Here is a 21,537-nt window from a genome sequence, read left to right as displayed (position 1 = left end):
AAGAAGGTTTAGCTGTCATCGCAATTGATCACTCTTGCATCACTACAAGGAAGGCTTAAAAAAGCAGACCAACACCATAACAGACCATTCTTTTGGCCCACCGAGACGGATACCGCCAGAGCTAAGCACAACAAGTTGGGGCAAATTATAGCTGATTTTTTATTGTTAATAAATAGATATTCAAGGCTGAATCACTCTACTCTTTAGGTTGAGCTTGCTCTAAATATTTCTGATATTGTAATTCGACTGTACGCTGAAATTGGGCTTGATCAAAATGTTTTAATTTTTCAATAAATGCAGGACAAAACGTCGCTGCATTTACTGGCTGTAATGATTTGCTCATGCCCTCTAACATGCCTTGAAGCTGCTGTTTAAATTGTGCATCGACTGGCAAATCAACATCTTTTGCTTTTAATGGCTCTACACCATTAAAACGGACAGCCTGAACCGCAGCAATTAATTTTAGCTTGGCAGCTTGATAAGCCTGATCTAATTCCGTATTCATCTGTGGTTGTCGATCACGACAAAAATCCAACATGGGCTGCAGGCTGATGAGCGGCATTTTTTCAATGACATCACGGTTACTATTTAGAGATAAATCCTATTGGGCATGAACGACTGTGTTCAGACCCAAGAATAAAATGAAGAAGCTTGTTTTAATTTTCATGATTTTTTCTTTTCATCTATATAAGGTATTTTAAAAAGACCTATTCATCTCGCCCTTATTCTTGCCCACGGCTTTGTTTTGCCCAAAGGTTGGCAATCACACCACAGACCATCAGCTGAATTTGGTGAAAGATCATAATTGGTAAAACTATCATCCCCATCGGCTGACCAATAAATAGAATTTGTGCCATGGGCACGCCACTTGCCAAGGTTTTTTTAGAACCACAAAAGAAAATCGTCTTTTGATCAGCTCGGCTAAACCCCAACCAACGTGGTACATATAACGCCAATAACATAATGATTGTTAACAAGACAGAGCACGCCACAATCAAAAGGAATAAGGTCATACCACTCACTTGATGCCATAGCCCTGCCACCACCGCACTACTGAATGCACCATAGACCACCATCAAAATTGAGCCCTGATCAAATACCTTCACGATTTTTGGCATTTTCTTCATATAAGGAAACACCCAAGGACGAAGGAGCTGCCCTAAAATGAAGGGAATCAGTAATAACAGCGTAATTTGGATAATAGATGCCGTCGGATCGTAGTTATGTTGTGACTGACCGAGAATAAAATAGGCCACCATCACTGGGGTAATAAACATCCCAATAATATTTGAAAATGATGCACTACAGACTGCGCCAGCAACATTACCCTGTGCTACCGAAGTAAATGCAATAGAAGACTGTACTGTCGAGGGTAAAAAGCACATAAACAAAAAGCCCCAATACAACTCTTTCCCTAACATCGGCACGAGAATTGGTTTCGCCATTAAACCCAATAATGGAAATAATGCAAAGGTAAAAGCAAAAACTAAAGCATGTAACTTCCAATGCATTATGCCTTCAACCACAGCCTCACGAGATAACTTTGCACCATGTAGAAAAAATAAAATGGCAATTGCAGCCGTTGTAATATAGCCAAAAATTTCTGCAGCTTGACCACTGACAGGCAAAAAAGTCGCAAGTATGACCATTACAAAAAGTAGAATGGTAAAACGATCCAAAGCCAACATTTTTAGCATAACAACATCCTGTACAAATTTCCCTTTAAAGCTCATCGGCACAAAAATGCCCAATAAGCTAAATTTACCATTGAGTAAATTTCATCTTACTGGGCCATATAAATAAAGCCAGCTTTTCTCCGATATATTCATTATTTTAAACGTTGATAGTGAGCTCAACGCAAAAAAATTTATAAATAAGAATATTCAGAATTACAGATGACTTTATATTAATGATTGCACATTAATTATTTCGTGCATTTGAGTCTTGTTGGATCAACTCAATTTTATAGCCATCGGGATCTTCAACAAAGGCAATGACGGTCACACCACCTTTCATTGGTCCTGCTTCACGTACCACGTTTCCGCCACGTGCTTTAATTTCTTCACAAGCCTTGTAGGCATCATCTACTGCAATAGCAATATGGCCATAAGCGTTACCCAATTCATAACTCTCCGTATCCCAGTTATGCGTTAACTCAAGTACAGTATGATTTTCTTCATCACCATAGCCCACAAATGCCAAAGTAAAACGACCTTCTTCATAATCACGCTTACGAAGCAAAGTCATACCGAGTACTTCAGTATAGAACGCCAATGAACGCTCTAAATTGCCTACACGTAACATGGTATGCAGCATGCGCATAATCGAGTTTCCTAAATCTATCATTATGTTTGAATACTATAGGGATTTAACATACAAAGTTCAATTTAAGTCTAGAATGCATATACCCGCTTATTTCAAATATCCTTGTCTAAAACCACAGATATACTTAGGCTATTTAGTAGCTTAGAATAAAAAAGCCCATTCAAACTGAATAGGCTTTTTCAAGTTAAATTGAATTATGAATTGGATTTTTGTTCATGTTCTCTCAATAGTTTGGCGACCCAAACCACTAAAATTAAAATCGGAATACCAATTAAAGTCGTCATCAAGAAAAAGTTTGGATAACCGATATTGGTCACAATCGTACCAGAGTAACCGCCTAAAATTTTAGGGGTTAAGGTCATTAATGAACTAAAGATGGCATATTGAACAGCTGTGAAAGAAACACTGGTTAAGCTCGATAAAAATGCAATAAATGCCGCACCAGCAAGACCAGAAGCCAAGTTATCAACAATAATCGCAAAATACAGCCACAGCGAACTATAAGGCTTAATGACCTTACCTTTGATGTCCACATTCTGTTCAGCACTTGCTAAGTTAATCGGTTGAATATCAACACCAAGTACACCTGACATATTGGCTGATGTATTCACTTGATATGTTAAATCGACACTCTTTTTCACTACATCATTTTCTAGTAGTTGAGCCGTTAATGTTTTTTGCTTTGCTGTTTCGAGCGCTTGACCTGGAATTGCAGCACTAAAAACACCAGTTTTATCAAGCTTCGCGTCGAATGGTTTAGCATCCAAAATAATTTGAATTTTTTGATTTTCTTTTAACTCGCCTGCCAAGTATTGTCCACGGACCACGATACTATTTGCAGTCTCTTGAGCTGAAATCGTGTTATCTGAAGTCACTGGCAGCAACATCATTGCTGAGTTTGAAAAAGCATTATTCAGATACGGCAAACTCACCTGTACTGGATGTTGATTCTTCGACTGATAATCCGCAGTGACTTTAATATTTTGATCTCCAGCCAAGACTGCTTTTGGAATTTGAACTGCCCAAGCTCCCGTGTCATCCGGCGTCGCTGTATATTGCTGCCCTGCTACATTTACAGTGACATCGCTCAATGGCTGACCTGATTTGACTAGGCCGATAAAAATCAAGTTTGTTGAACTTGCTAATATCGCACCGACAAACATTAATTTCATAATGTTCATGCGCTGCGCTAGCAAACCACCAAGGAAGCCACCAACCAAGCTAAAAATCACACCATAGACTTTTACAGCTTCAGCAATCTGCTCTTTGGTGAAGTTTAAATCTTGATAAAACACATTAGAAATGACGCCGGCGATAATATCGGAAATACGGTAAAAACCAATAAGTAACAACAACACTAAAGCCAGTTTTAGACCATAACGCTTAAAGAAATCTGCAACTGGATTAACCCAAGTTTCAAATGCCATCTGCTTATTTACAGCACCTGATTTCACTAAAACTGAACCGATACCAAAAGCAACCACAGCTGAACCAATAAAGCGCACAGCCTCTAAACAGAACAAGGTAAATGAATCTGAAATTTGCCACTGCTCTTTCAAACTTTCAACCGCTACACCTGAATAGATATAACTCAAGACAAAGGCAACCACGGCAGCAAAGAATACAGCGACTAAACGATAATAGTCGGTCCGTTTATAATGCTTTTGTACACGGTCAACCTGCGGCTCACGTATCGACAAAGTTGTGATAATACCGATAGCCATCACAGCAGCCATTGCAAGGTAAGTATATTTCCAAGCTTCATAAATATAGTTACCTTTGGCCGTGCCTAAATATGCCGCCAAAAATAACGCCCCTGCACCTGCCACGATCATGCCGATACGATAACCTGCATTATAGGTCGAAGCTAAAACGGTCTGCATTTCAGTTTCAGCCAACTCAATACGATAAGCATCAATCACAATGTCTTGCGTTGCGGCAGAAAAACCTAGTAATACGGCTCCAGCAGCCATTTGGTAAATATAGCTTTGTCCTAAAGCTGGGTCTGAAAATGCCATGATACAAATTGCACAGATAATGAGAACCTGAGCGATCAATAACCATGCACGGCGACGTCCAAGTTGTTTAGTTAAAAATGGCACAGGTAACTCATCAATTAATGGCGCCCAAACAAACTTAAACGAATAGCCAAGCGCTGCCCAGCTAAAAAAAGTCACTGCACTTTTATCAATTCCTGCTTCACCTAACCAAAGCGATAAACTGGAAAAGATCAGTAAAATTGGGATGCCGGCCGAAAAGCCAAGAAAAAGCATAATCAGCGCACGTCGGTCTAAAAATGCAGTAAAAGCAGATTTCCATCCTGAAGCTTGTGTTGTCATGACTCAGTTATTTTTGTCAAAATCGAATGTTGCTATTCAAGCGCTTAATGACAACGGTTTCAACAACATTTATGAAATCATTGTTTTATTTTATCGATATTTCGCATGCTGTTGCTTGATCTTTGGCATTAAACCTGTATACCTTAATTACATATCTCTATTCTTTAGTTTTTTGGATTCAACAGTGACCCAGCGACTTGAACAAATTCACTCTTCTTTATCAACTACCATTAATGAAGCCAACACAAAAAACTTAGCAGAAACAGTAACGACACTAAAGAGCGCTTTTGATCAACCCGAAATACAGAATACTTTAACTAAAACCCAGTTGCAGCCACTTCAGCTGACGCATACACCTGAGTTAAAAAAAATACCAACGTCTACCAAGCGGATCAAACCACTTAATGACTTTTTAGGACAAGATCGTGCCCGAGCTTCGGTCGAGGCTGGCATTGCATTACCCTATTCAGGCTATAACATTTTTGCTGTAGGTACCGCAGGCTTAGGTAAGCGCACCATGATTAAGCGCTTATTACAACAACACGCTAAAAATATGCCAACGCCTTCAGACTGGGTCTATGTAAATAATTTTAAGTTTCCGCGTGAACCGATTGCGCTAAAACTTCCTTCTGGTCAAGCGACAAAATTCCAAGCGTTATTACATCAAAGTTGGCAAACCATATTAAAACAGCTTGAACGTCGCTTCACCGCAGAAACCTATCACAATCGCATTGAAATGATTCGCCAACATGCTGGTGATGAACAACATCTTGCTTTAGTTGAATTAACCCGAGAAGGTGAAGAGCTCGATCTTAAACTGATTTCTCAGGATGATGATCATTGTTTCGTTCCGATGCACTTAGTAGATAACAAATACCAAGAAATGTCGAAAGAAGACATCAATGCTTTAAGCAGCAAACAACGTGCTGAAATTGCGTCAAACGTCCGTTATATGGATAAAAAACTTGAACGTCTTGGTCTACATCTTGGTGATCTTGAAGATGACGCACGCGATAAAGTTCAGGTTTTAAACCGTGAAATTGCTAAACAAGTCGTCATGCCGCGTATTGATGTAATTCAAAATAAATTCAGCATGGTTGAAGGCTTGGAAGATTATCTGAAGCAATATGCAGATGACATCATTCAAAATGTTGAGTTTGTGCTTGAGCAAGAAGAAGATGACTTTACACCTGGCCTATTTAACCGCGTGCCATCTCGCTACCAAGCTAACATCATCGCCACACACAAACCAAATGCTGGTGCGCCCGTTATTTTTGAAGATTTCCCAACCCATTACAATTTGCTAGGTCATGTCGAACAACTGACCCAAAATGGCACCATCACCACAGACTTTACGTTAATCCGTCCTGGTGCATTGCATAAGGCCAATGGTGGATTCCTCATCTTGGAAGCTGAACAACTTTTAGAGCAGCCTTATGCATGGCAAGGTCTAAAACGTGCATTAAAGTCAGGACATTTAAAGCTGTCTTCACTTGAACATATGCTTACATTGACAGGCAGTATTTCGATTGAGCCTGAAGCTATTGATTTAAATATCAAAGTGATCCTGCTTGCTGAACCTGATATTTATTACGATATTTTAGAACTCGAACCAGAACTGGGCAGTGTCTTTAAAATTCGTGCCGATTTTACCGATACATTACAACGTAATGACATTAATGAGCAGGCATATATGCAGCTAATTGCTGACTATGTGCAAACAGACAAACTTCTGCCGTTTGACCGTACAGCACTTGCTGCACTGTTAACTGATTCAAGTCGTCAAGCTGAAGATCAAAGCTCTTTGTCATTACATGCCCTCACCTTAGGTGATTTGATTCGTGAAGCACATCATCATGCAGCACTTGCTGGCGATAAAATGGTGACAGAAACACATATCAACACCGCTCTTGATCATCGTAAATACCGTCTAGGCTACTTACGTGAATTATATTGGCAAGATCTCACTCGCGGTACACAGTTAATCGAAACCAAAGGTCATCGATTCGGGCAGATTAACGCCCTCTCTGTGATTCAATATGCTGATGTTGAATTTGGTTTACCGTCACGTTTAACGGCTTCGGTTTATCAAGGCGGCGGCGATATTTTAGATATCGAGCGTAGTGTAGAACTCGGTGGTTCTTTACATGCCAAAGGCGTCCTGCTGATGTCGAGTTTCTTAAAGGCACACTTTGGTCGTGAACAAATTTTACATTTTTCTGCTGCCCTTGCCTTTGAGCAAAGCTATGGCCAAGTAGATGGCGACAGCGCAACTGTTGCAGAGCTTTCAGCTCTTATTTCCGCTATTAGCCAATTACCGATCGATCAATCATGGGCAATCACTGGCTCAATGAACCAATTGGGTCAAGTTCAACCGATTGGTGGTGTAAATGCCAAGATTGAAGGCTTCTATGATGCATGTAAATTACAAGGGCTAACAGGCAAGCAAGGTGTGATTATTCCACGCCAAAATATGCAGCACTTGATGTTACGCAAAGATGTGATTGAAGCTGTGCAACAAGGTCAATTCCATATTCACGCCATAGATACCATTGACCAAGCTCTAGAAATTTTGATGGCGCGTCCAGTAGGCACTCTTGATAAAAAAGGTCGTTATAGCAAAGGCTCAATCTACGCTGCTGTCATGGAGCAACTTGAATACTGGCAAGCGATTGAAGATGGTGCTGAGTTTGAGGAAGAAGAGCCAAAGAAAAAGAAAAAAAAGAAGAAGTCAAAAAAGGACAAAGATAAAAAGGCAAAGAAGTCTGAAGCTCAAGACAGTACTGCTAAAAATGGGACTACTGAAAACGAGCAACGTGTTGAAGAAAGTCCGACTGAAGACAATCCGTCATAAATGTTCGATTAGATTATTCATTTGTTGATTTTTCCACCATTCATTACACTTTAAATGCCTTTGAAATGGTGGAAAAACGCATAACCTCAGACTTTTTAGATAATTAAGTCATAAAAAAAGCGCCTTAAAGGCGCTATTTTTTATTTGTATCCAATGATTAAAATCATCAAATACATATCCAATTAAGCTTCCGGAGCTGGGCTATATTGTTCAACTAAAGGTTGTAATTCACCTTTTTGGAACATATCAAGCATAATGTCACTACCACCGATCAATTCACCATTGATCCATAATTGTGGGAAAGTCGGCCAGTTAGCAATTTGTGGAAGAGTTGCGCGAATATCTTGATTTTCAAGAATATTTACATAGGCAAATGGACGACCAATTTGACTGAGCGCTTCTACTGCACGCGCAGAGAAACCACACTGTGGAAACTGTGGAGTGCCTTTCATGTAAAGTAGAACTGCGTGTTTAGCAATTTGGTCACGAATTAACGCTTCTGTATCGCGTGCTTGTTCAGTCATTGATATATCCTCAATAAATCTGCTTCGCATTATACCCAAAACTGAGTAAAACAATATGACTAAAGCAATATTTCACGTTTTATTTACATTTCAGCTTTTCAAGTGAGTCATATTTTGCTTATATAGACCTCTTGATGCTCATATATATATGGCGTCTCCTCTATATTATTTCAATCACCTGACAAATTAGAGTTAGTCATGAATAACATTACCCTTGCCCCAGTACAAACTGATCAACCATCGCACTTGATGCCAGTATTTGGCCGCCAACCGATCAGCTTTGTCCGAGGTCAAGGTGCTCACCTGTATACCGCAGATGGCACAGAATACTTAGACGCACTGACAGGGATCGCTGTTTGTGGTTTAGGTCACTCACATCCTGCAATTACAGCTGCAATTGCTGAACAGGCAGCGACCCTCATTCATACCAGTAACTTATTTGAAGTGCCTTGGCAAACGGCTGCTGCGCAAAAATTAGCTGAAGTTGCGGGTATGGAAGAAGTTTTCTTCTCAAATAGTGGTGCAGAATCAAATGAAGGTGCAATCAAAATTGCACGTAAATTTGGTCATATGCAAGGTGTTGCAAGCCCTAAAATTATTGTTGCTGATCATTCATTCCATGGTCGTACCATGGCAACGTTATCTGCGACAGGTAACAAAAAAGTTCAAGAAGGCTTTGGCCCATTGGTTGAAGGTTTTATTCGTGTACCTTTTGGTGATATCGAAGCAATTGAAGAAGCTGCAATTCACCACCCTGACATCGTAGCGATTTTGGTTGAGCCGATCCAAGGTGAAGGTGGTGTAAATACTGCACCTCAAGGTTTTAGCTACCTCGAAGAAATTCGTCAAATCTGTAATCAACATAACTGGTTAATGATGCTTGATGAAGTGCAAACAGGTAATGGTCGTACAGGTAAATACTTTGCGTATCAACACACCAATATTGTTCCTGATGTGCTAACTACAGCTAAAGGTCTAGGTAATGGTTTCCCTATTGGCGCAGTCATGACTCAAGGTCGTGGTGTTGGGGTTTTAACAGCGGGTAACCACGGTTCAACTTATAGCGGTACTGCATTAGGTTCACGTGTGGTTTATACCGTGATTGATACCATTCAAAAGGAAAACCTTGTTGAAAATGCTGCAAATATGGGTGCGTATCTTGTTGAGCAATTCACAGAGCAACTTGCAGAGCAAAACGTGACTGTTCGTGGTTTTGGTTTAATGGTCGGCATTGAATTACCAAAAGCATGTGGCGAACTTGTGAATATTGCACGTGATGAGCATCACTTGATTATTAACGTAACAGCAGGCTCTGTGATTCGTTTATTACCTACGCTGAACATCAATAAAAAACAAGCGGATATCTTAATTGAACGCATTGTTAAAATGGTGAAAAACTTTCTAGCGTAATTTGTGCCGAAAGTAAAAAAAGCCGCTGATTGCGGCTTTTTTTATATCTTTTTAAACCTTTTTTGTTTTTATGAGGCTTCTTGGTATACACGTCCGCCTGGTAATTGACTGAAATACAATTTTAATGCATCTAGGCAACGATGAATCTTGGTAGGCTGTTGATCACGTTTAGACATCACCGCATATAGAGTAAATGATGGTAAACGCCATTCTGGTAAAACTTCAACAAGAGAACCGTTTAATAAGTCTTTTTGCGTATCTAGATATAATATTCTTGCAATGCCATGTCCTTGTTGACACATTGCTTTTGCAGCAAATACATTATTTGTTGTAAATCGGGAGTGCACATCCAATGCAACCTGTTCTTTAGTCACTGCATTTTCAAATGCAAAATGCTGAAAGTTTCTAACCAAATTTATTTGAACCATATCATGATTTTGTAAATCTTCTGGTCGTGTAATTAAACTGGTTTGGTTGATATAGCTTGGTGCTGCAACGAGAACTTGTTCAACATGTGCCAATGGCACCACATGAAACTGTTGATCATCAATTTTTGAACTCATTCGTAGCGCAATATCAATGCGGCCATCAATTAAGTCGATATATTGATTATCTGCTTCTAGATGAACGGATAAACCGCGATGTGCCGACATCCAATGTGACAATGCAGGAATCACATGATTCGCACAAAGTTCTGGTGTTGATGCAATACGTAATTCACCGACTAAGTCGTCACGAAGTTCATTGATACGAATTTTGCCGCGCTCTGCGGCAGATAGCATCTCTTGGCAACTATGAAAAAAAGCTTGTCCAGCTTCTGTCAAACTTAACTTACGTGTTGAACGATGTAAAAGAATGACTTCCATATCCTGCTCTAGTGAGCGGATTTGCTGACTCACGGCACTCGTGGTAATACCTAACTCACGAGCAGCACCGCTAAACGAATTTTTTTCCACAACGCAAGCAAAGACACCCATTGCTCGAAGTTGATCTAACATAAATTTCCCTCATAAACTTATGAGAAGCTTCATCTTTCGATAAAAGCAACTCATTGTATTATACGGGGATATTTTGCTTTTGCATTATATATTTAATTATTTGGTAAAACTGAAGTTGGATTGATTGGTTTACCATCTAAACGCACTTGGAACTCAAGCATCGTGCGGTTGGTACCCGATGAACCCATCTCACCAATTTGCTGCCCTGCTTTCACAGTATCGCCACTTTTGACATTCATTTTACTGTTATGTGCATATGCAGTGATATAGCCATTAATATGCTTCACCAAAATTAAATTGCCGTACTCTTTAAGACCATCAGCGGCATAGACCACTTGACCATCAGCTGCTGCAAAAATAGGATCACCTGTATTACCTGCGTAACGTGTTCCTTTCACATTCGATGCTAAGTTATAGCCTTGTAATACCGTAGGACGCGATACTGGACTCACCCAACGTAAACTTGAAGAACTGACCACTGGCGTTGGAACTGTAGTTCGCGTCACTGTCGATGGAGTGGTTGAAGCTTGAGTCACGGGCGCTGTTTGCGTTGGCATTGCAATCGTTTGGCGTTGAATTGGTGCCGCTTGAGTCATGGCTTGTGTAGACGTCGTACGACGAGAGCCACTATTTTTAAGGCGAATGGATTGTCCAACATAGATGCGATAAGGCTGGGCAATATCGTTCATTTCTGCGATGCTGACATAGCTCAAGCCATAGCGAGCTGCGATGCCACTTAAAGTATCTCCCGAACGAACTGTATAATAATCCGGAGCAGTCGCATAACGGGTCGCATTATTAATTTGTGGTTTTGACGCACAGCCAGTCATGACCAAAGTTGTAACCACAGCAGCAGATAAAACAAGGGTCTTAAATAATGCTGCAGGAGCGGTAATAACGCGATATTGTGACACAAGGGACATCATCTTCCTCACTAATAATTCAAATATAGTCATTATGAATGGGCTAAGATTAGCAAAAATCCACTCTAAAAAAGTTGCGGCATAACCATTTTCACAAAGTTATAACACTAATACTTAAATTTTAGATAACTCTGCGTGTAAGTTATTCAAAATCTCATAGTTTGTAGCATCCATTTGTATAGGCGTTACACTGACATAACCATTTGCCACGGCAAAAAAATCTGACTCGATATCGGTTAAGCCTTTCTTAGGCTCTGCCACTGCCTCGCCTGCCAATCCAATCCAATAGACTTGACGACCACGCGGGTCTACATGACTGGTAATCGGTTTGGACTGTAAACGTCTTCCTTGATAGGTCACTTTGGTGCCTTGAAGTTCAGCAACATCTGGAATATTAATATTAAAAATATGTCGTGCAGGTAGCGCGGGTAGTCCATTGGCAATAAAATCATGCACCCATTGCGCGGCGACTGCATAATCTTCTGGGTTATTATAACTACGCACATTTGGCCCAGCCAAAGAGACGGCTAGCGCAGGTTGTTTCATTAAACGGCCTTCAAATGCCGCACCCACTGTCCCTGAATACAGCACATCATCACCCAGATTTGCGCCACTATTGATTCCACTCACCACCAGATCAAATTCAAAATCAAACAGACCATTCATTGATAAATACACACAGTCCGCAGGTGTACCATTTACCGCCCACATATTCGGTGCAATTTCGACAGGTCGTAATGGTCGATCTAAAGTTAAAGCACTTGAAAAACCGCTGCGTTCGCTTTCAGGCGCCACGATCACCACACGACCGAGAGGACGCAATGCATGTGCTAAAGCTTGGATACCGGGAGCAAAAACGCCATCATCATTGGCAATTAATATATTCAAAACTAAATTTCCATTACTAAAAAATTAAAAATGACTCGCAAGAACATTTTATTGAAATATATGAATAATTATATATATTTACATTTCAACATCCAGCATAAATGTGTGTGTACAAAATGAATAAAACCGTAGCACTTCGTGGTTTATTGAGCTTTGCTCTAGCAGCTTGCATGACTCAAACTGTGGTCGCAGACAATGACTTCACTCAAGAAGAAGCCAATACCATCGTAAAAGAAGATATTGCATCTGCACAAGTCATGTTAGAAGTATGCCCTGCGATTATTGGTCAAAATGCAAAATTTGATGCCAACATTCAAGCACTCACTAAAACATATCTTGCTGATTATTCTGATAAATCAATGACATTAGAAAAATTACAGTCTGACAGCGAATATAAATCAGTTCTTGAAGAAGCGCGTCAAGCTGCTAAAGAAACTGATAAAGCTGAGCAAAAATCAGTTTGTGATGACGTTTTAAGTTATGAAGGTTAATTGATCATTCAGCTTTGGACGTCCTCTAAATAGGTTAGTCCTTATTGCATCAAACCTGCCCAAAAAAGGATGACGCTTTATAGCCTCATCCTTTTTTCTTTCACAATGTATTGATTTCTAAACAGCTTCAATACAATTTTCTACTGATCTCTACCAGAAATACGATTAAGCTAGGCAAATAAATTTTAGCTATTTGATATCTTCTAAGTTATTTCACAGGTTATTTAAATGAAAAACTCTTTTGTAAAATCTCTTTGTGCCCTTAGCCTTTCTGCTTTTGCTTTCACCACCATGTCTGCACATGCCGCAGATGAAAAAATTGAAGTGACTCCTACACCTCAAGTGACCAGTCAAGAACTTGCAGCTATCTATGTACTATCTGAAGTCTGCCCAAAATTGGTGAATGACAAAGATCAACCAAAGTTTGAAGCGGGTTATGCAAAATTAGCTAAAGAATATATGCCGAATGAAAAGAACCCAGTAAATGCTTTACAGCAACTCAGCAAACAAAAAAGTTTTAAAGACGCTTTAAAAGAAGCGCAGTCTGATGCGAAGAAAGCTGGCGATAAGAAAAATGGTGCGATTTGCAAAGAATTGACTGCTTACAGCAAATAATACCAATTGGTTACAATACTTTTAAAATAAGCGCTTGCACCCCATAGCAGTCCGCCTAGCTTTGTCCTAAAATGCTAGGCTCTTTGTGCTTATACCTAAGTTATTGGAACCACCCAGAATGACCCGAAAAACCGCCCTTGCCGCATTACTACTTGCACCTAGTTTTTCATTCGCGGCAACTGTCCTTTCTGCACCACCTGAATTAAATAATAAATCTTATGTGCTGATGGACTATGAGACAGGGCAAATCCTTGCTTCTAAAAATGAAAACGAAAAATTAGCTCCTGCTTCAATGACAAAAATGATGACCAGTTACATCATTGAACAAAAGTTATTAAGCGGTGAACTAACTGAAAATGAAAAAGTACGTATGAATGAGTCGGCTTGGTGTCGCGGCAGCAGCACTGAGTCATGTATGTACGTTCCGCTCAACGGTACTGCAACTGCATTAGAAATGTTACGTGGCATTATCATTCAGTCGGGTAATGACGCTTCTAAAGCTATGGCAGAACATATTGCTGGCAATGAAGGCACCTTTGCCCACATGATGAACCAAGAAGCGAAACGTATTGGCATGGTGAATACTCAATTCATCAATGCGACAGGTATGCCAGCTGAAGGACATTTCTCGACTGCCAAAGATATGGCAACTCTTGCGCAACATATCATTCATGACAGTTCAAAATACTATCCGATCTATTCTGAAAAAGAATTTACGTTCAATGGCATTAAGCAAGGCAACCGTAATGCCCTGCTTTATACTGACCCAAGTGTAGATGGTTTAAAAACTGGTCATACTGAAGAAGCGGGCTATTGCTTAACGACTTCAGCTAAACGTGGTCCTTTACGTTTAATTTCAGTGATCTTTGGTGCGCCAAGCATGAACGAGCGTGCATCTCAAACACGTGAAATTTTAGCTTGGGGTTATGCAAACTTTGAAACTGTAAAAGTTCAACCTGCTAAACAAGTGCTTGCAAAAGCAAAAGTTTGGTACGGTAAAGACAATCAAGTTCAAGTAGGTCTAGCTGAAAACTTTAACGTGACGATGCCTAAAGGCGAAGCGAACGCCATTAAAACTCAATTAGTTGTTCAACCAAAATTAACTGCTCCTTTAAAACAAGGTCAAGTGGTCGGTAAATACGTTGCAACGCTTAATGGCAAAGTCATTGCTGAAAAACCACTTGTAGCTCTACAAAATGTTGAAGAAGCTGGTTTCTTTGCAAAAATGATTGATCACATCAAACAATTCTTTAGCAACTTATTCTAAGTTTGATGAAAACTCGATATTAAGACTAAAGTGAAAGCATCTAGATTTCGGTCTAGGTGCTTTTTTATTTTATACTGCCTAAAAACCTGTAGATGACTTTCCTATGAGCCAAAACATTCGCCCTTATTTAGACACTGTTCCACGTATTGCTGACTCTTGCTATATCGATGAAATGTCAGTGGTGATTGGCGATGTTGTATTGGCTGAAAATGTCTCTGTTTGGCCATTTGCTGTGATTCGTGGTGATGTAAACCATATTCGTATTGGTAAAAACTCTAATGTGCAAGATCACTCAATGTTGCATGTGAGTCATAAAAAAGCCGATAAGCCTGAGGGTTCTCCACTGATTATTGGTGAAGATGTCACAATTGGTCATCATGTAAAATTGCATGGCTGTACTATTGGTAATCGTGTTTTAGTCGGTATAGGTACGATTATTTTGGATGATGTAATTGTTGAAGATGATGTGATGATAGGCGCTGGTTCACTTGTCCCACCCAATAAAGTTCTAGAAAGTGGTTATTTATATGTGGGCAGTCCCGTTAAGAAAGTTCGCCCACTGACCGATAAAGAAAAAGCGTTCTTGCCTTATTCAGCGCAGAATTATGTGAAGGTGTCGGGGAATTATAAATAAAATAGATTTTGCATAAGATTTTTATATAAAAAAATGAAAACTCAGGTAGGTCTAGCATTACTTGCTATTGTAGCAACTAATGAAAATATTTAGAGAAATGCAAGTGTTCTAAATTTATTAGAAAAAAACTTAAAAATAGAAAATGAAGTCTGTAATAAAAAAATTGTAAAAAGTCAGTTTAATCAAGAAAATTTCATCTTTAATTAAAGTTGAAATGCAAATGGGATATGAAGCCAAATTAGATGGCGGAATAATTTATCCAAATCCAAGATTTACAACACATACATTCACATTAACTTCGGCTGCTAGACGTATTTCATGAAAAAATATCTAATTTTAACTATTCTTTTTAGTACAGTTTTCACTATAACTGGATGCTCTAATGCACAAGAGATTCCAAAGAAAAATGAAGTTGTAGAAGAACAAAAAATATCCCTATCAGATGATATTATCATCCAAAAATACAGAACATTAATGAATGATATAGACATTCATAACCCTAAATCTAAAGAAAAATTAAAAAATATTTTATTAGATGTAAAAAAAATCCAAGCTCAAAATGAGCGAGAAAAAATAGAAATGAATATTTATCTCTCTTTAGAAATGTATCAAGAGGCTTATGAATTAAATAAGAAACAACTCAATGAGAGACCAACTCAAGCTAAATTATTTAAGCACTGTGAACTAATGCAAATTTTGAAGTATCCGCAAAATGACCTGCGATCTTGTCAGAGTAAAGTAGCAGAAGGTATAAGGAATGAATTAAATACTATCCCCAAAGATGATCCAGCTTATCCGTATGCTAAATGGGGATATTTATTAGCTATGTATAAATCAGGACATGGTGAGTATAAAGAACAAATGGAAAAATTCATTAACTCGACTACAGATGAAACAATGAAGTTCCAATTTCAGGGTTCTTATGAAATGGCAATTGAAAGTAACAATTGAAATAGTGCATGTATTAATTATTTTTTAATATTAGTCATATCCATATTACAAAAAAAGCCTATATCAACTGTTCAGGGCTTTTTATGATTCATTGTTTCCAACCCCATTTATGAAACAGTGTTCCATAAATTTCTACGCTAAAAAATATCTCTCTCCAAAGAATTCACCTCCCATCATAGCCACCGCTCCCTAAATTTTGTAGAATAGCGTTTTTACCCCATGGTGCTTTTCTATGACCGCTTGGACTGCTCACGTCACTGTTGCGACAGTCGTTGAAAAAGACGGAAAATTCCTATTTGTTGAAGAACATACAGAAGGTGTGACCCATACTGTATTTAATCAACCTGCAGGTCATGTCGAAGCTGGCGAAACCATTATTGAAGCAGCCATTCGAGAAACCATGGAAGAAACAGGTCACGATGTAGAAATCACGAACCTTCTAGGCATGTATACTTATACTCCCCCGATGTTCCCTGATCGTACTTATTTCCGCTTCTGTTTCTTAGCTAAAGACATTCAGCACCATGCCGATGCACAGTTAGACACAGGTATTGTCGGTGCAGTATGGATGACGCTTGATGAACTCATTGAGTCTGCCCGTGCGCGCAGTCCATTAGTGATTAAAGCTGTGCAAGATGCTCTTTCAGGTCAAAAATTTCCTTTATCGCTCATTTACGAGCACCAAAATTCTCCCTTAATTTCAAATTTGGATGCTTAATCCTATGCAACAACGTGTCATCGTCGGTATGTCTGGTGGTGTAGATTCTTCTGTATCTGCAGCACTTTTACTTCAACAAGGTTATCAAGTTGAAGGTCTTTTCATGAAAAACTGGGAAGAAGATGACGGCACGGAATACTGTACGGCAATGGAAGATCTTGCCGATGCTCAAGCTGTTTGTGACAAAATTGGTATCAAACTTCATACCGCAAACTTTGCGATGGAATATTGGGACCGTGTCTTTGAGCATTTCTTAGAAGAATATGCCGCAGGTCGTACACCAAACCCAGATATTCTCTGCAATAAAGAAATTAAATTCCGTGCATTTCTAGACCATGCTGTGAACTTAGGTGCTGACTTTATTGCGACAGGCCATTATTGCCGCCGTGGTGAAACGCTAAAAAATTCACGTGGTGAAGAGTACGCACCTCTACTGCGTGGCCTAGACAACAATAAAGACCAAACCTATTTCCTACATGCAGTGCATGGTCGTGAAATTAACAAAACTTTGTTCCCTGTGGGTGAAATTGAAAAACCACAAGTACGTAAAATCGCTGAAGAATTAGGTCTAATCACCGCGAAGAAAAAAGATTCAACAGGAATTTGTTTTATTGGCGAACGTCGATTTAATGACTTCTTAAAGCAATATTTACCTGCTCAACCCGGAAAAATCGTCTTAGACACGGGTAAAGAGGTTGGTGAACATCACGGCTTAATGTACTATACGCTCGGCCAACGTGGTGGCATCGGTCTTGGTGGTCTAAAAGGTGCTGAAGAAGGCGCTTGGTTTGTACTGCATAAAGATATCGAAGGTAACCGCCTAGTCGTTGGTCAAGGTCATGAACATCCACTCATGCAAAGCACCATTTTATGGTCTGAAGCGATTGATTGGGTGGCTGGTGAACAAGAGATTCCTGAAACAGGCTTCCGCTGCACAGCGAAAACTCGTTATCGTCAGCCTGACCAAGACTGTACATTATTTAAAGACTCTACAGCGCCAAATGGTGTGCGTGTCGAATTCGATGAGCCACAACGTGCTGTTACACCGGGTCAAAGTGTGGTGTTCTACACCGGTGAAGTTTGTTTAGGTGGTGGTGTGATTCATCATACCAATGCCCCTAAACCGGATTTTATTTCATAAGGATTGTTTCGGATGACAGAGTTACCGTTTCAACAGCCTCAAACTCTGAATACTCGCCAAAATCGCGCATTGGCGTTAGCTGCTGTTTTTCAAGCGACGCAGCTAACCCATATGACCGCATTGACGGGTACGCAAAGTATTGGTGAAAGCGGTAACTTTTATTTTGAACATCTCATTAAAGCCAGTTTAAATATCCGTCCCAAGTCGAATCAGTCTAGTCAGACGCTCGATTTTTTTAGTGGTTTGGCGGATATTTCACTGGGTTTAAAGACCTTAGAAAGTAGCATTACTCAACCCTTCAATACATCTCCCAAATCTAGACTTCCTAAACTTGCCAATACCAAGCTACCCATGACGTATGCGATGGCGTTATTGCAGTTAGAAAAGAAAGTCTACAGCAATCCCAAATTTGTCGAAATCATTGAACAATCCCAACAAAAAATCCTAAGACAGCTTTCCTTTTTCGATAATAATTATTTACATCCAAGTATCATTGCCAATTTAGCGCAAACCTATATTGAAACTGCTGGCCAAATTAATCCACGTATTATGGTTCGTGGTAATGCCGAAGCATTTAAAGACACCTCTCATACCAATCGCATTCGCGCCACCTTATTTACCGGCTTACAAATGGCACATTTATGGCGTCAGCTCGGTGGTAGCTCATGGGGTATGATTTTCAGTAAGCGCAAGCTACTACAAGATATTCAAGATCTTGCCCGTTTACAGTATCAGGTGGTTTAACTGATGCAGTACAGGCTTTTTGTTTTACGTTTAATTCCAAAATTTAAGGAATCGCTATGAACGCTTTAACCGCACTTTCTCCATTAGATGGACGTTACGCAAGCAAATGTGATGCTCTACGTCCCTTCCTCTCTGAGTTTGGTTTAATCCATGCTCGTGTGACTGTTGAAGTGCGTTGGTTACAAGCGCTTGCAAACCGCCCTGAAATCACTGAGGTTCCAGCGTTCAGTGCTGAAACTAACGCTGCGCTTGATGCAATTGTTGCGAACTTCTCTGAAGACAATGCAAACCGCATTAAAGAAATTGAACGTACAACAAACCATGACGTAAAAGCCGTTGAGTACTTCTTAAAAGAGCAAATCGCACATATCGATGAGCTTAAAAATGCAGGCGAATTCATTCACTTCGCATGTACATCTGAAGACATCAACAACTTGTCTCATGCTTTAATGCTTAAAAATGGCCGTGAAGTTTTAGTTGCAGCTATGCAGCAAATCATCGATTCAATCGTTGCTTTGGCTGAACAACACGCTGAACAACCAATGTTGTCTCGTACACATGGTCAAACTGCAAGCCCAACAACTTTGGGTAAAGAAATGGCGAACGTGGCTTACCGCCTTGCACGTCAAATCAAACAATTCAAACAAGTTGAATTACTTGGTAAAATCAATGGTGCAGTAGGTAACTACAACGCGCACTACTCTGCTTACCCAGAAATTAACTGGCCTGCTCATTCTCAAGCTTTTGTAGAGTCTTTAGGTTTAACCTTCAACCCGTACACGACTCAGATTGAACCGCATGACTACATGGCGGAACTTTTTGATGCGCTACGTCGTTTCAACACAATCTTAATCGACTTTAACCGTGACGTTTGGGGCTATATCTCACTTGGTTTCTTCAAACAACGTTTGAAAGAAGGCGAAGTTGGTTCTTCAACGATGCCGCATAAAGTAAACCCAATTGACTTCGAAAACTCTGAAGGTAACTTAGGTATTGCAAATGCGGTATTGGCTCACCTTGGTGAAAAACTTCCTGTATCTCGTTGGCAGCGTGACTTAACTGACTCTACTGTTCTTCGTAACATGGGCGTTGGTTTTGCACAAAGCTTAATCGCTTTTGAAGCTTGCTCTAAAGGTATTGGCAAACTTGAGTTGAATGCTCAACGTATTCTGGAAGATCTTGACCATGCTCAAGAAGTTCTTGCTGAACCAATTCAAACTGTAATGCGTCGTTATGCAGTTGAAAAACCTTACGAAAAACTTAAAGCCCTAACTCGTGGTCAAGCAATGACTCGCGAAATGATGGTTGATTTCGTAAATGGTAACGAATTAGAAGCTGTTCCAGCTGCTGACCGTGCACGTCTTGCTGAAATGACACCTGCAACATATACAGGTAATGCATCAACTCAAGCAGCAAACATTAAAGATCTTATTTCTAAAATCTGATTTTAGATAGATCAAAAAAACGAGGCATCATGCCTCGTTTTTTGTTTCCACCTATATACTCCTACTCCCTTTGGGATGAAGAGCATGCTCCGCAAGAGGATGAGAATTTCCACCTCCAAACCCTCTTATACAAGGAGATAGAAAATTTAGACGTAATTTTATTCTGCAGGGCAATATTTCGCCCAATCATCTTTCATCCGTTGCAATTCACAGCCTGTTAAAACATCTGAATAATAAACATAATATGTGGCATCGGGATATTGAATCTCATGGCGAAACATCATGCCGCGCAAAGACACAGAGAGCTCTTCTGGAAAATCATCTGTTAAATTAAGTTCTTCAAACTCATAGTTAAAATAACAATTTTGAGTCGCAATAAATGCCTCAACAACGGCCATAGTTACTTCCAAATACATAAACTTCGATATACATCTGAGTTTAATACAATCTTTTTGAAAATACTTATCCCTAGTTGCTAGCTGATGACATTTGAAAAAATAATGCACAAATTCTAACGCCGTCGAACTAACACCTTTCATCGCATTATGGCTATACTTGCCGCGAATTATAACCATTGCACACCAATAAAAATTTTGAGCTTTGCCTTTTCATGTTTGATTTCAAATTAAAACTTAAGCACATCTTAGCTTTTGCATTATTAACTCTTGCCATTGTGATCGCCAGTATCCAACCTTTAGAAATGGAAGCGTATATCCTCCATCAAATCGGCACAGCGTTTATGCTGATCGTGTTGCTCGTTCTCCTCTATAAAATAGGACTAACTTTCACAACAGTTTGTCTGTATCTTGGCTTTTTACTGATTCATGTCATTGGTGCCCATTATTTATATTCTTATGTGCCTTATTCTGAATGGACACAAGCTCTCCTCGGTTTCAACCTTGACCAAAGCATGGGATGGAGCCGGAATATGTATGATCGGCTTGTACATCTTGCCTATGGTTTGCTGCTCTACCCGTTCTTTTATCGCATATTTCAAATCTGGCTACCGCAGTTAAAAGCGGGAACACTCTTTTTATTAGTCGTACAATTCGTCATGGCGACCAGTTTATTTTATGAATGGATCGAATGGCTAATTGCCATTGGCTTATCACCAGAGGAAGCTGAAAATTACAATGGGCAACAAGGTGATATTTGGGATGCGCATAAAGATATGCTGCTGGCAACATTTGGTGCGATGATCACTGGCGGCCTTTTATATTTCAATCAGAAAAAATCCTAAATAAAAAAAGCACTCATCAGAGTGCTTTTT

General features: G+C 39.6%; 21 protein-coding genes. 12 read left to right on the top strand and 9 right to left on the bottom strand.

The annotated features are described in order from the left end of the window. Positions 1-196: 196 nt before the first annotated feature. The 4 genes from FTV50_RS03060 to FTV50_RS03045 all read right to left on the bottom strand — a co-directional run bounded on the left by FTV50_RS03060 (position 197) and on the right by FTV50_RS03045 (position 4,664). Entirely contained in the window at positions 197-505 is a 309-nt protein-coding gene (locus tag FTV50_RS03060; protein ID WP_180023464.1) for a hypothetical protein, read from the bottom strand. Between the two features lie 217 nt (positions 506-722). After that, positions 723-1,697, bottom strand: coding sequence for a bile acid:sodium symporter family protein (locus FTV50_RS03055; RefSeq protein WP_180023463.1), 975 nt, complete (start codon positions 1,695-1,697; stop codon positions 723-725). A gap of 223 nt (positions 1,698-1,920) precedes the next feature. Beyond that, positions 1,921-2,322, bottom strand: coding sequence for a lactoylglutathione lyase (gloA, locus tag FTV50_RS03050; protein WP_078191833.1), 402 nt, complete (start codon positions 2,320-2,322; stop codon positions 1,921-1,923). Between the two features lie 197 nt (positions 2,323-2,519). Then, positions 2,520-4,664 carry an MFS transporter gene (locus tag FTV50_RS03045; protein WP_180023462.1) on the bottom strand — a complete coding sequence of 715 codons (2,145 nt, stop codon included), beginning with the start codon at positions 4,662-4,664 and terminating at the stop codon, positions 2,520-2,522. A 184-nt stretch (positions 4,665-4,848) separates the two neighbouring features. Here FTV50_RS03045 and FTV50_RS03040 point away from each other — a divergent pair, with 184 nt between their 5' ends. Continuing rightward, on the top strand, positions 4,849-7,518 hold the full coding sequence (locus FTV50_RS03040; RefSeq protein ID WP_180023461.1) for an ATP-binding protein: 2,670 nt from the start codon (positions 4,849-4,851) through the stop codon (positions 7,516-7,518). A gap of 182 nt (positions 7,519-7,700) precedes the next feature. Here the strand turns inward: FTV50_RS03040 and grxD are convergent, their stop codons facing one another. Next, the gene (grxD, locus tag FTV50_RS03035; RefSeq protein WP_067762767.1) at positions 7,701-8,042 is read right to left on the bottom strand and encodes a Grx4 family monothiol glutaredoxin; all 342 of its coding nucleotides are present in this window, start codon (positions 8,040-8,042) and stop codon (positions 7,701-7,703) included. A gap of 198 nt (positions 8,043-8,240) precedes the next feature. Between grxD and FTV50_RS03030 the strand changes: the two genes are divergently transcribed. Next, positions 8,241-9,452 carry an aspartate aminotransferase family protein gene (locus FTV50_RS03030; protein ID WP_180023460.1) on the top strand — a complete coding sequence of 404 codons (1,212 nt, stop codon included), beginning with the start codon at positions 8,241-8,243 and terminating at the stop codon, positions 9,450-9,452. Between the two features lie 68 nt (positions 9,453-9,520). On the opposite strand, the gene FTV50_RS03025 is transcribed toward FTV50_RS03030, so the two are convergent. The 3 genes from FTV50_RS03025 to surE all read right to left on the bottom strand — a co-directional run bounded on the left by FTV50_RS03025 (position 9,521) and on the right by surE (position 12,261). Beyond that, a complete protein-coding gene (locus FTV50_RS03025) occupies positions 9,521-10,450 on the bottom strand; it encodes a LysR family transcriptional regulator (protein WP_111884224.1) in 930 nt (309 codons plus the stop codon). 92 nt (positions 10,451-10,542) lie between these two features. After that, a complete protein-coding gene (locus tag FTV50_RS03020; protein ID WP_078191836.1) occupies positions 10,543-11,373 on the bottom strand; it encodes a peptidoglycan DD-metalloendopeptidase family protein in 831 nt (276 codons plus the stop codon). 114 nt (positions 11,374-11,487) lie between these two features. After that, positions 11,488-12,261, bottom strand: coding sequence for a 5'/3'-nucleotidase SurE (surE, locus tag FTV50_RS03015; RefSeq protein WP_111884223.1), 774 nt, complete (start codon positions 12,259-12,261; stop codon positions 11,488-11,490). A 116-nt stretch (positions 12,262-12,377) separates the two neighbouring features. Here surE and FTV50_RS03010 point away from each other — a divergent pair, with 116 nt between their 5' ends. From FTV50_RS03010 to purB, 9 genes are all read left to right on the top strand, one after another. Then, positions 12,378-12,752 (top strand): MCR_0457 family protein, encoded by a 375-nt coding sequence (locus tag FTV50_RS03010; protein WP_111884222.1) that lies wholly within the window; start codon positions 12,378-12,380, stop codon positions 12,750-12,752. 228 nt (positions 12,753-12,980) lie between these two features. Continuing rightward, complete coding sequence (locus FTV50_RS03005) at positions 12,981-13,367, top strand: MCR_0457 family protein (protein WP_111884221.1); 387 nt, start codon at positions 12,981-12,983, stop codon at positions 13,365-13,367. Positions 13,368-13,485: 118 nt separating this feature from the next. Next, the gene (gene dacC, locus FTV50_RS03000) at positions 13,486-14,634 is read left to right on the top strand and encodes a D-alanyl-D-alanine carboxypeptidase PBP5/6 (protein WP_111884220.1); all 1,149 of its coding nucleotides are present in this window, start codon (positions 13,486-13,488) and stop codon (positions 14,632-14,634) included. 103 nt (positions 14,635-14,737) lie between these two features. Continuing rightward, complete coding sequence (locus FTV50_RS02995) at positions 14,738-15,268, top strand: gamma carbonic anhydrase family protein (protein ID WP_111884219.1); 531 nt, start codon at positions 14,738-14,740, stop codon at positions 15,266-15,268. 318 nt (positions 15,269-15,586) lie between these two features. Next, positions 15,587-16,219 carry a hypothetical protein gene (locus tag FTV50_RS02990; protein WP_180023459.1) on the top strand — a complete coding sequence of 211 codons (633 nt, stop codon included), beginning with the start codon at positions 15,587-15,589 and terminating at the stop codon, positions 16,217-16,219. A 232-nt stretch (positions 16,220-16,451) separates the two neighbouring features. After that, positions 16,452-16,937, top strand: coding sequence for an NUDIX hydrolase (locus tag FTV50_RS02985; RefSeq protein ID WP_078190179.1), 486 nt, complete (start codon positions 16,452-16,454; stop codon positions 16,935-16,937). 4 nt (positions 16,938-16,941) lie between these two features. Then, a complete protein-coding gene (gene mnmA / locus FTV50_RS02980) occupies positions 16,942-18,078 on the top strand; it encodes a tRNA 2-thiouridine(34) synthase MnmA (RefSeq protein ID WP_180023458.1) in 1,137 nt (378 codons plus the stop codon). A 12-nt stretch (positions 18,079-18,090) separates the two neighbouring features. Next, positions 18,091-18,822: a high frequency lysogenization protein HflD gene (hflD, locus tag FTV50_RS02975; protein ID WP_218950703.1), complete on the top strand. Its 732-nt coding sequence runs from the start codon at positions 18,091-18,093 to the stop codon at positions 18,820-18,822. A gap of 56 nt (positions 18,823-18,878) precedes the next feature. Next, complete coding sequence (purB, locus tag FTV50_RS02970) at positions 18,879-20,267, top strand: adenylosuccinate lyase (RefSeq protein WP_180023456.1); 1,389 nt, start codon at positions 18,879-18,881, stop codon at positions 20,265-20,267. 158 nt (positions 20,268-20,425) lie between these two features. Here the strand turns inward: purB and FTV50_RS02965 are convergent, their stop codons facing one another. Continuing rightward, positions 20,426-20,665 (bottom strand): hypothetical protein, encoded by a 240-nt coding sequence (locus FTV50_RS02965; RefSeq protein WP_180023455.1) that lies wholly within the window; start codon positions 20,663-20,665, stop codon positions 20,426-20,428. A gap of 212 nt (positions 20,666-20,877) precedes the next feature. Here FTV50_RS02965 and FTV50_RS02960 point away from each other — a divergent pair, with 212 nt between their 5' ends. Then, positions 20,878-21,507 carry a DUF2238 domain-containing protein gene (locus tag FTV50_RS02960; protein ID WP_180023454.1) on the top strand — a complete coding sequence of 210 codons (630 nt, stop codon included), beginning with the start codon at positions 20,878-20,880 and terminating at the stop codon, positions 21,505-21,507. The last annotated feature ends 30 nt before the right edge of the window (positions 21,508-21,537 follow it).

This window comes from Acinetobacter sp. YH1901134 (assembly GCF_013416965.1).
Lineage (GTDB): Bacteria > Pseudomonadota > Gammaproteobacteria > Pseudomonadales > Moraxellaceae > Acinetobacter > Acinetobacter amyesii.
Note: the sequence above shows the minus strand (reverse complement) of the source record. Positions and strands in the feature narration are given on the sequence as shown.

Bases quoted from the DNA above. Each gene is read 5' to 3' on its own strand.
- FTV50_RS03045 (WP_180023462.1), bottom strand. From the start codon at position 4,664: ATGACAACACAAGCTTCAGGATGGAAATCTGCTTTTACTGCATTTTTA.
- FTV50_RS02960 (WP_180023454.1), top strand. From the start codon at position 20,878: ATGTTTGATTTCAAATTAAAACTTAAGCACATCTTAGCTTTTGCATTA.
- grxD (WP_067762767.1), bottom strand. From the start codon at position 8,042: ATGACTGAACAAGCACGCGATACAGAAGCGTTAATTCGTGACCAAATT.
- purB (WP_180023456.1), top strand. From the start codon at position 18,879: ATGAACGCTTTAACCGCACTTTCTCCATTAGATGGACGTTACGCAAGC.
- FTV50_RS03025 (WP_111884224.1), bottom strand. From the start codon at position 10,450: ATGTTAGATCAACTTCGAGCAATGGGTGTCTTTGCTTGCGTTGTGGAA.
- FTV50_RS02990 (WP_180023459.1), top strand. From the start codon at position 15,587: ATGAAAAAATATCTAATTTTAACTATTCTTTTTAGTACAGTTTTCACT.
- FTV50_RS02995 (WP_111884219.1), top strand. From the start codon at position 14,738: ATGAGCCAAAACATTCGCCCTTATTTAGACACTGTTCCACGTATTGCT.
- hflD (WP_218950703.1), top strand. From the start codon at position 18,091: ATGACAGAGTTACCGTTTCAACAGCCTCAAACTCTGAATACTCGCCAA.
- dacC (WP_111884220.1), top strand. From the start codon at position 13,486: ATGACCCGAAAAACCGCCCTTGCCGCATTACTACTTGCACCTAGTTTT.
- FTV50_RS03005 (WP_111884221.1), top strand. From the start codon at position 12,981: ATGAAAAACTCTTTTGTAAAATCTCTTTGTGCCCTTAGCCTTTCTGCT.
- gloA (WP_078191833.1), bottom strand. From the start codon at position 2,322: ATGCGCATGCTGCATACCATGTTACGTGTAGGCAATTTAGAGCGTTCA.
- FTV50_RS03010 (WP_111884222.1), top strand. From the start codon at position 12,378: ATGAATAAAACCGTAGCACTTCGTGGTTTATTGAGCTTTGCTCTAGCA.
- FTV50_RS02985 (WP_078190179.1), top strand. From the start codon at position 16,452: ATGACCGCTTGGACTGCTCACGTCACTGTTGCGACAGTCGTTGAAAAA.
- FTV50_RS03055 (WP_180023463.1), bottom strand. From the start codon at position 1,697: ATGCTAAAAATGTTGGCTTTGGATCGTTTTACCATTCTACTTTTTGTA.
- FTV50_RS02965 (WP_180023455.1), bottom strand. From the start codon at position 20,665: ATGGCCGTTGTTGAGGCATTTATTGCGACTCAAAATTGTTATTTTAAC.
- FTV50_RS03030 (WP_180023460.1), top strand. From the start codon at position 8,241: ATGAATAACATTACCCTTGCCCCAGTACAAACTGATCAACCATCGCAC.
- mnmA (WP_180023458.1), top strand. From the start codon at position 16,942: ATGCAACAACGTGTCATCGTCGGTATGTCTGGTGGTGTAGATTCTTCT.
- FTV50_RS03020 (WP_078191836.1), bottom strand. From the start codon at position 11,373: ATGTCCCTTGTGTCACAATATCGCGTTATTACCGCTCCTGCAGCATTA.
- FTV50_RS03060 (WP_180023464.1), bottom strand. From the start codon at position 505: ATGAATACGGAATTAGATCAGGCTTATCAAGCTGCCAAGCTAAAATTA.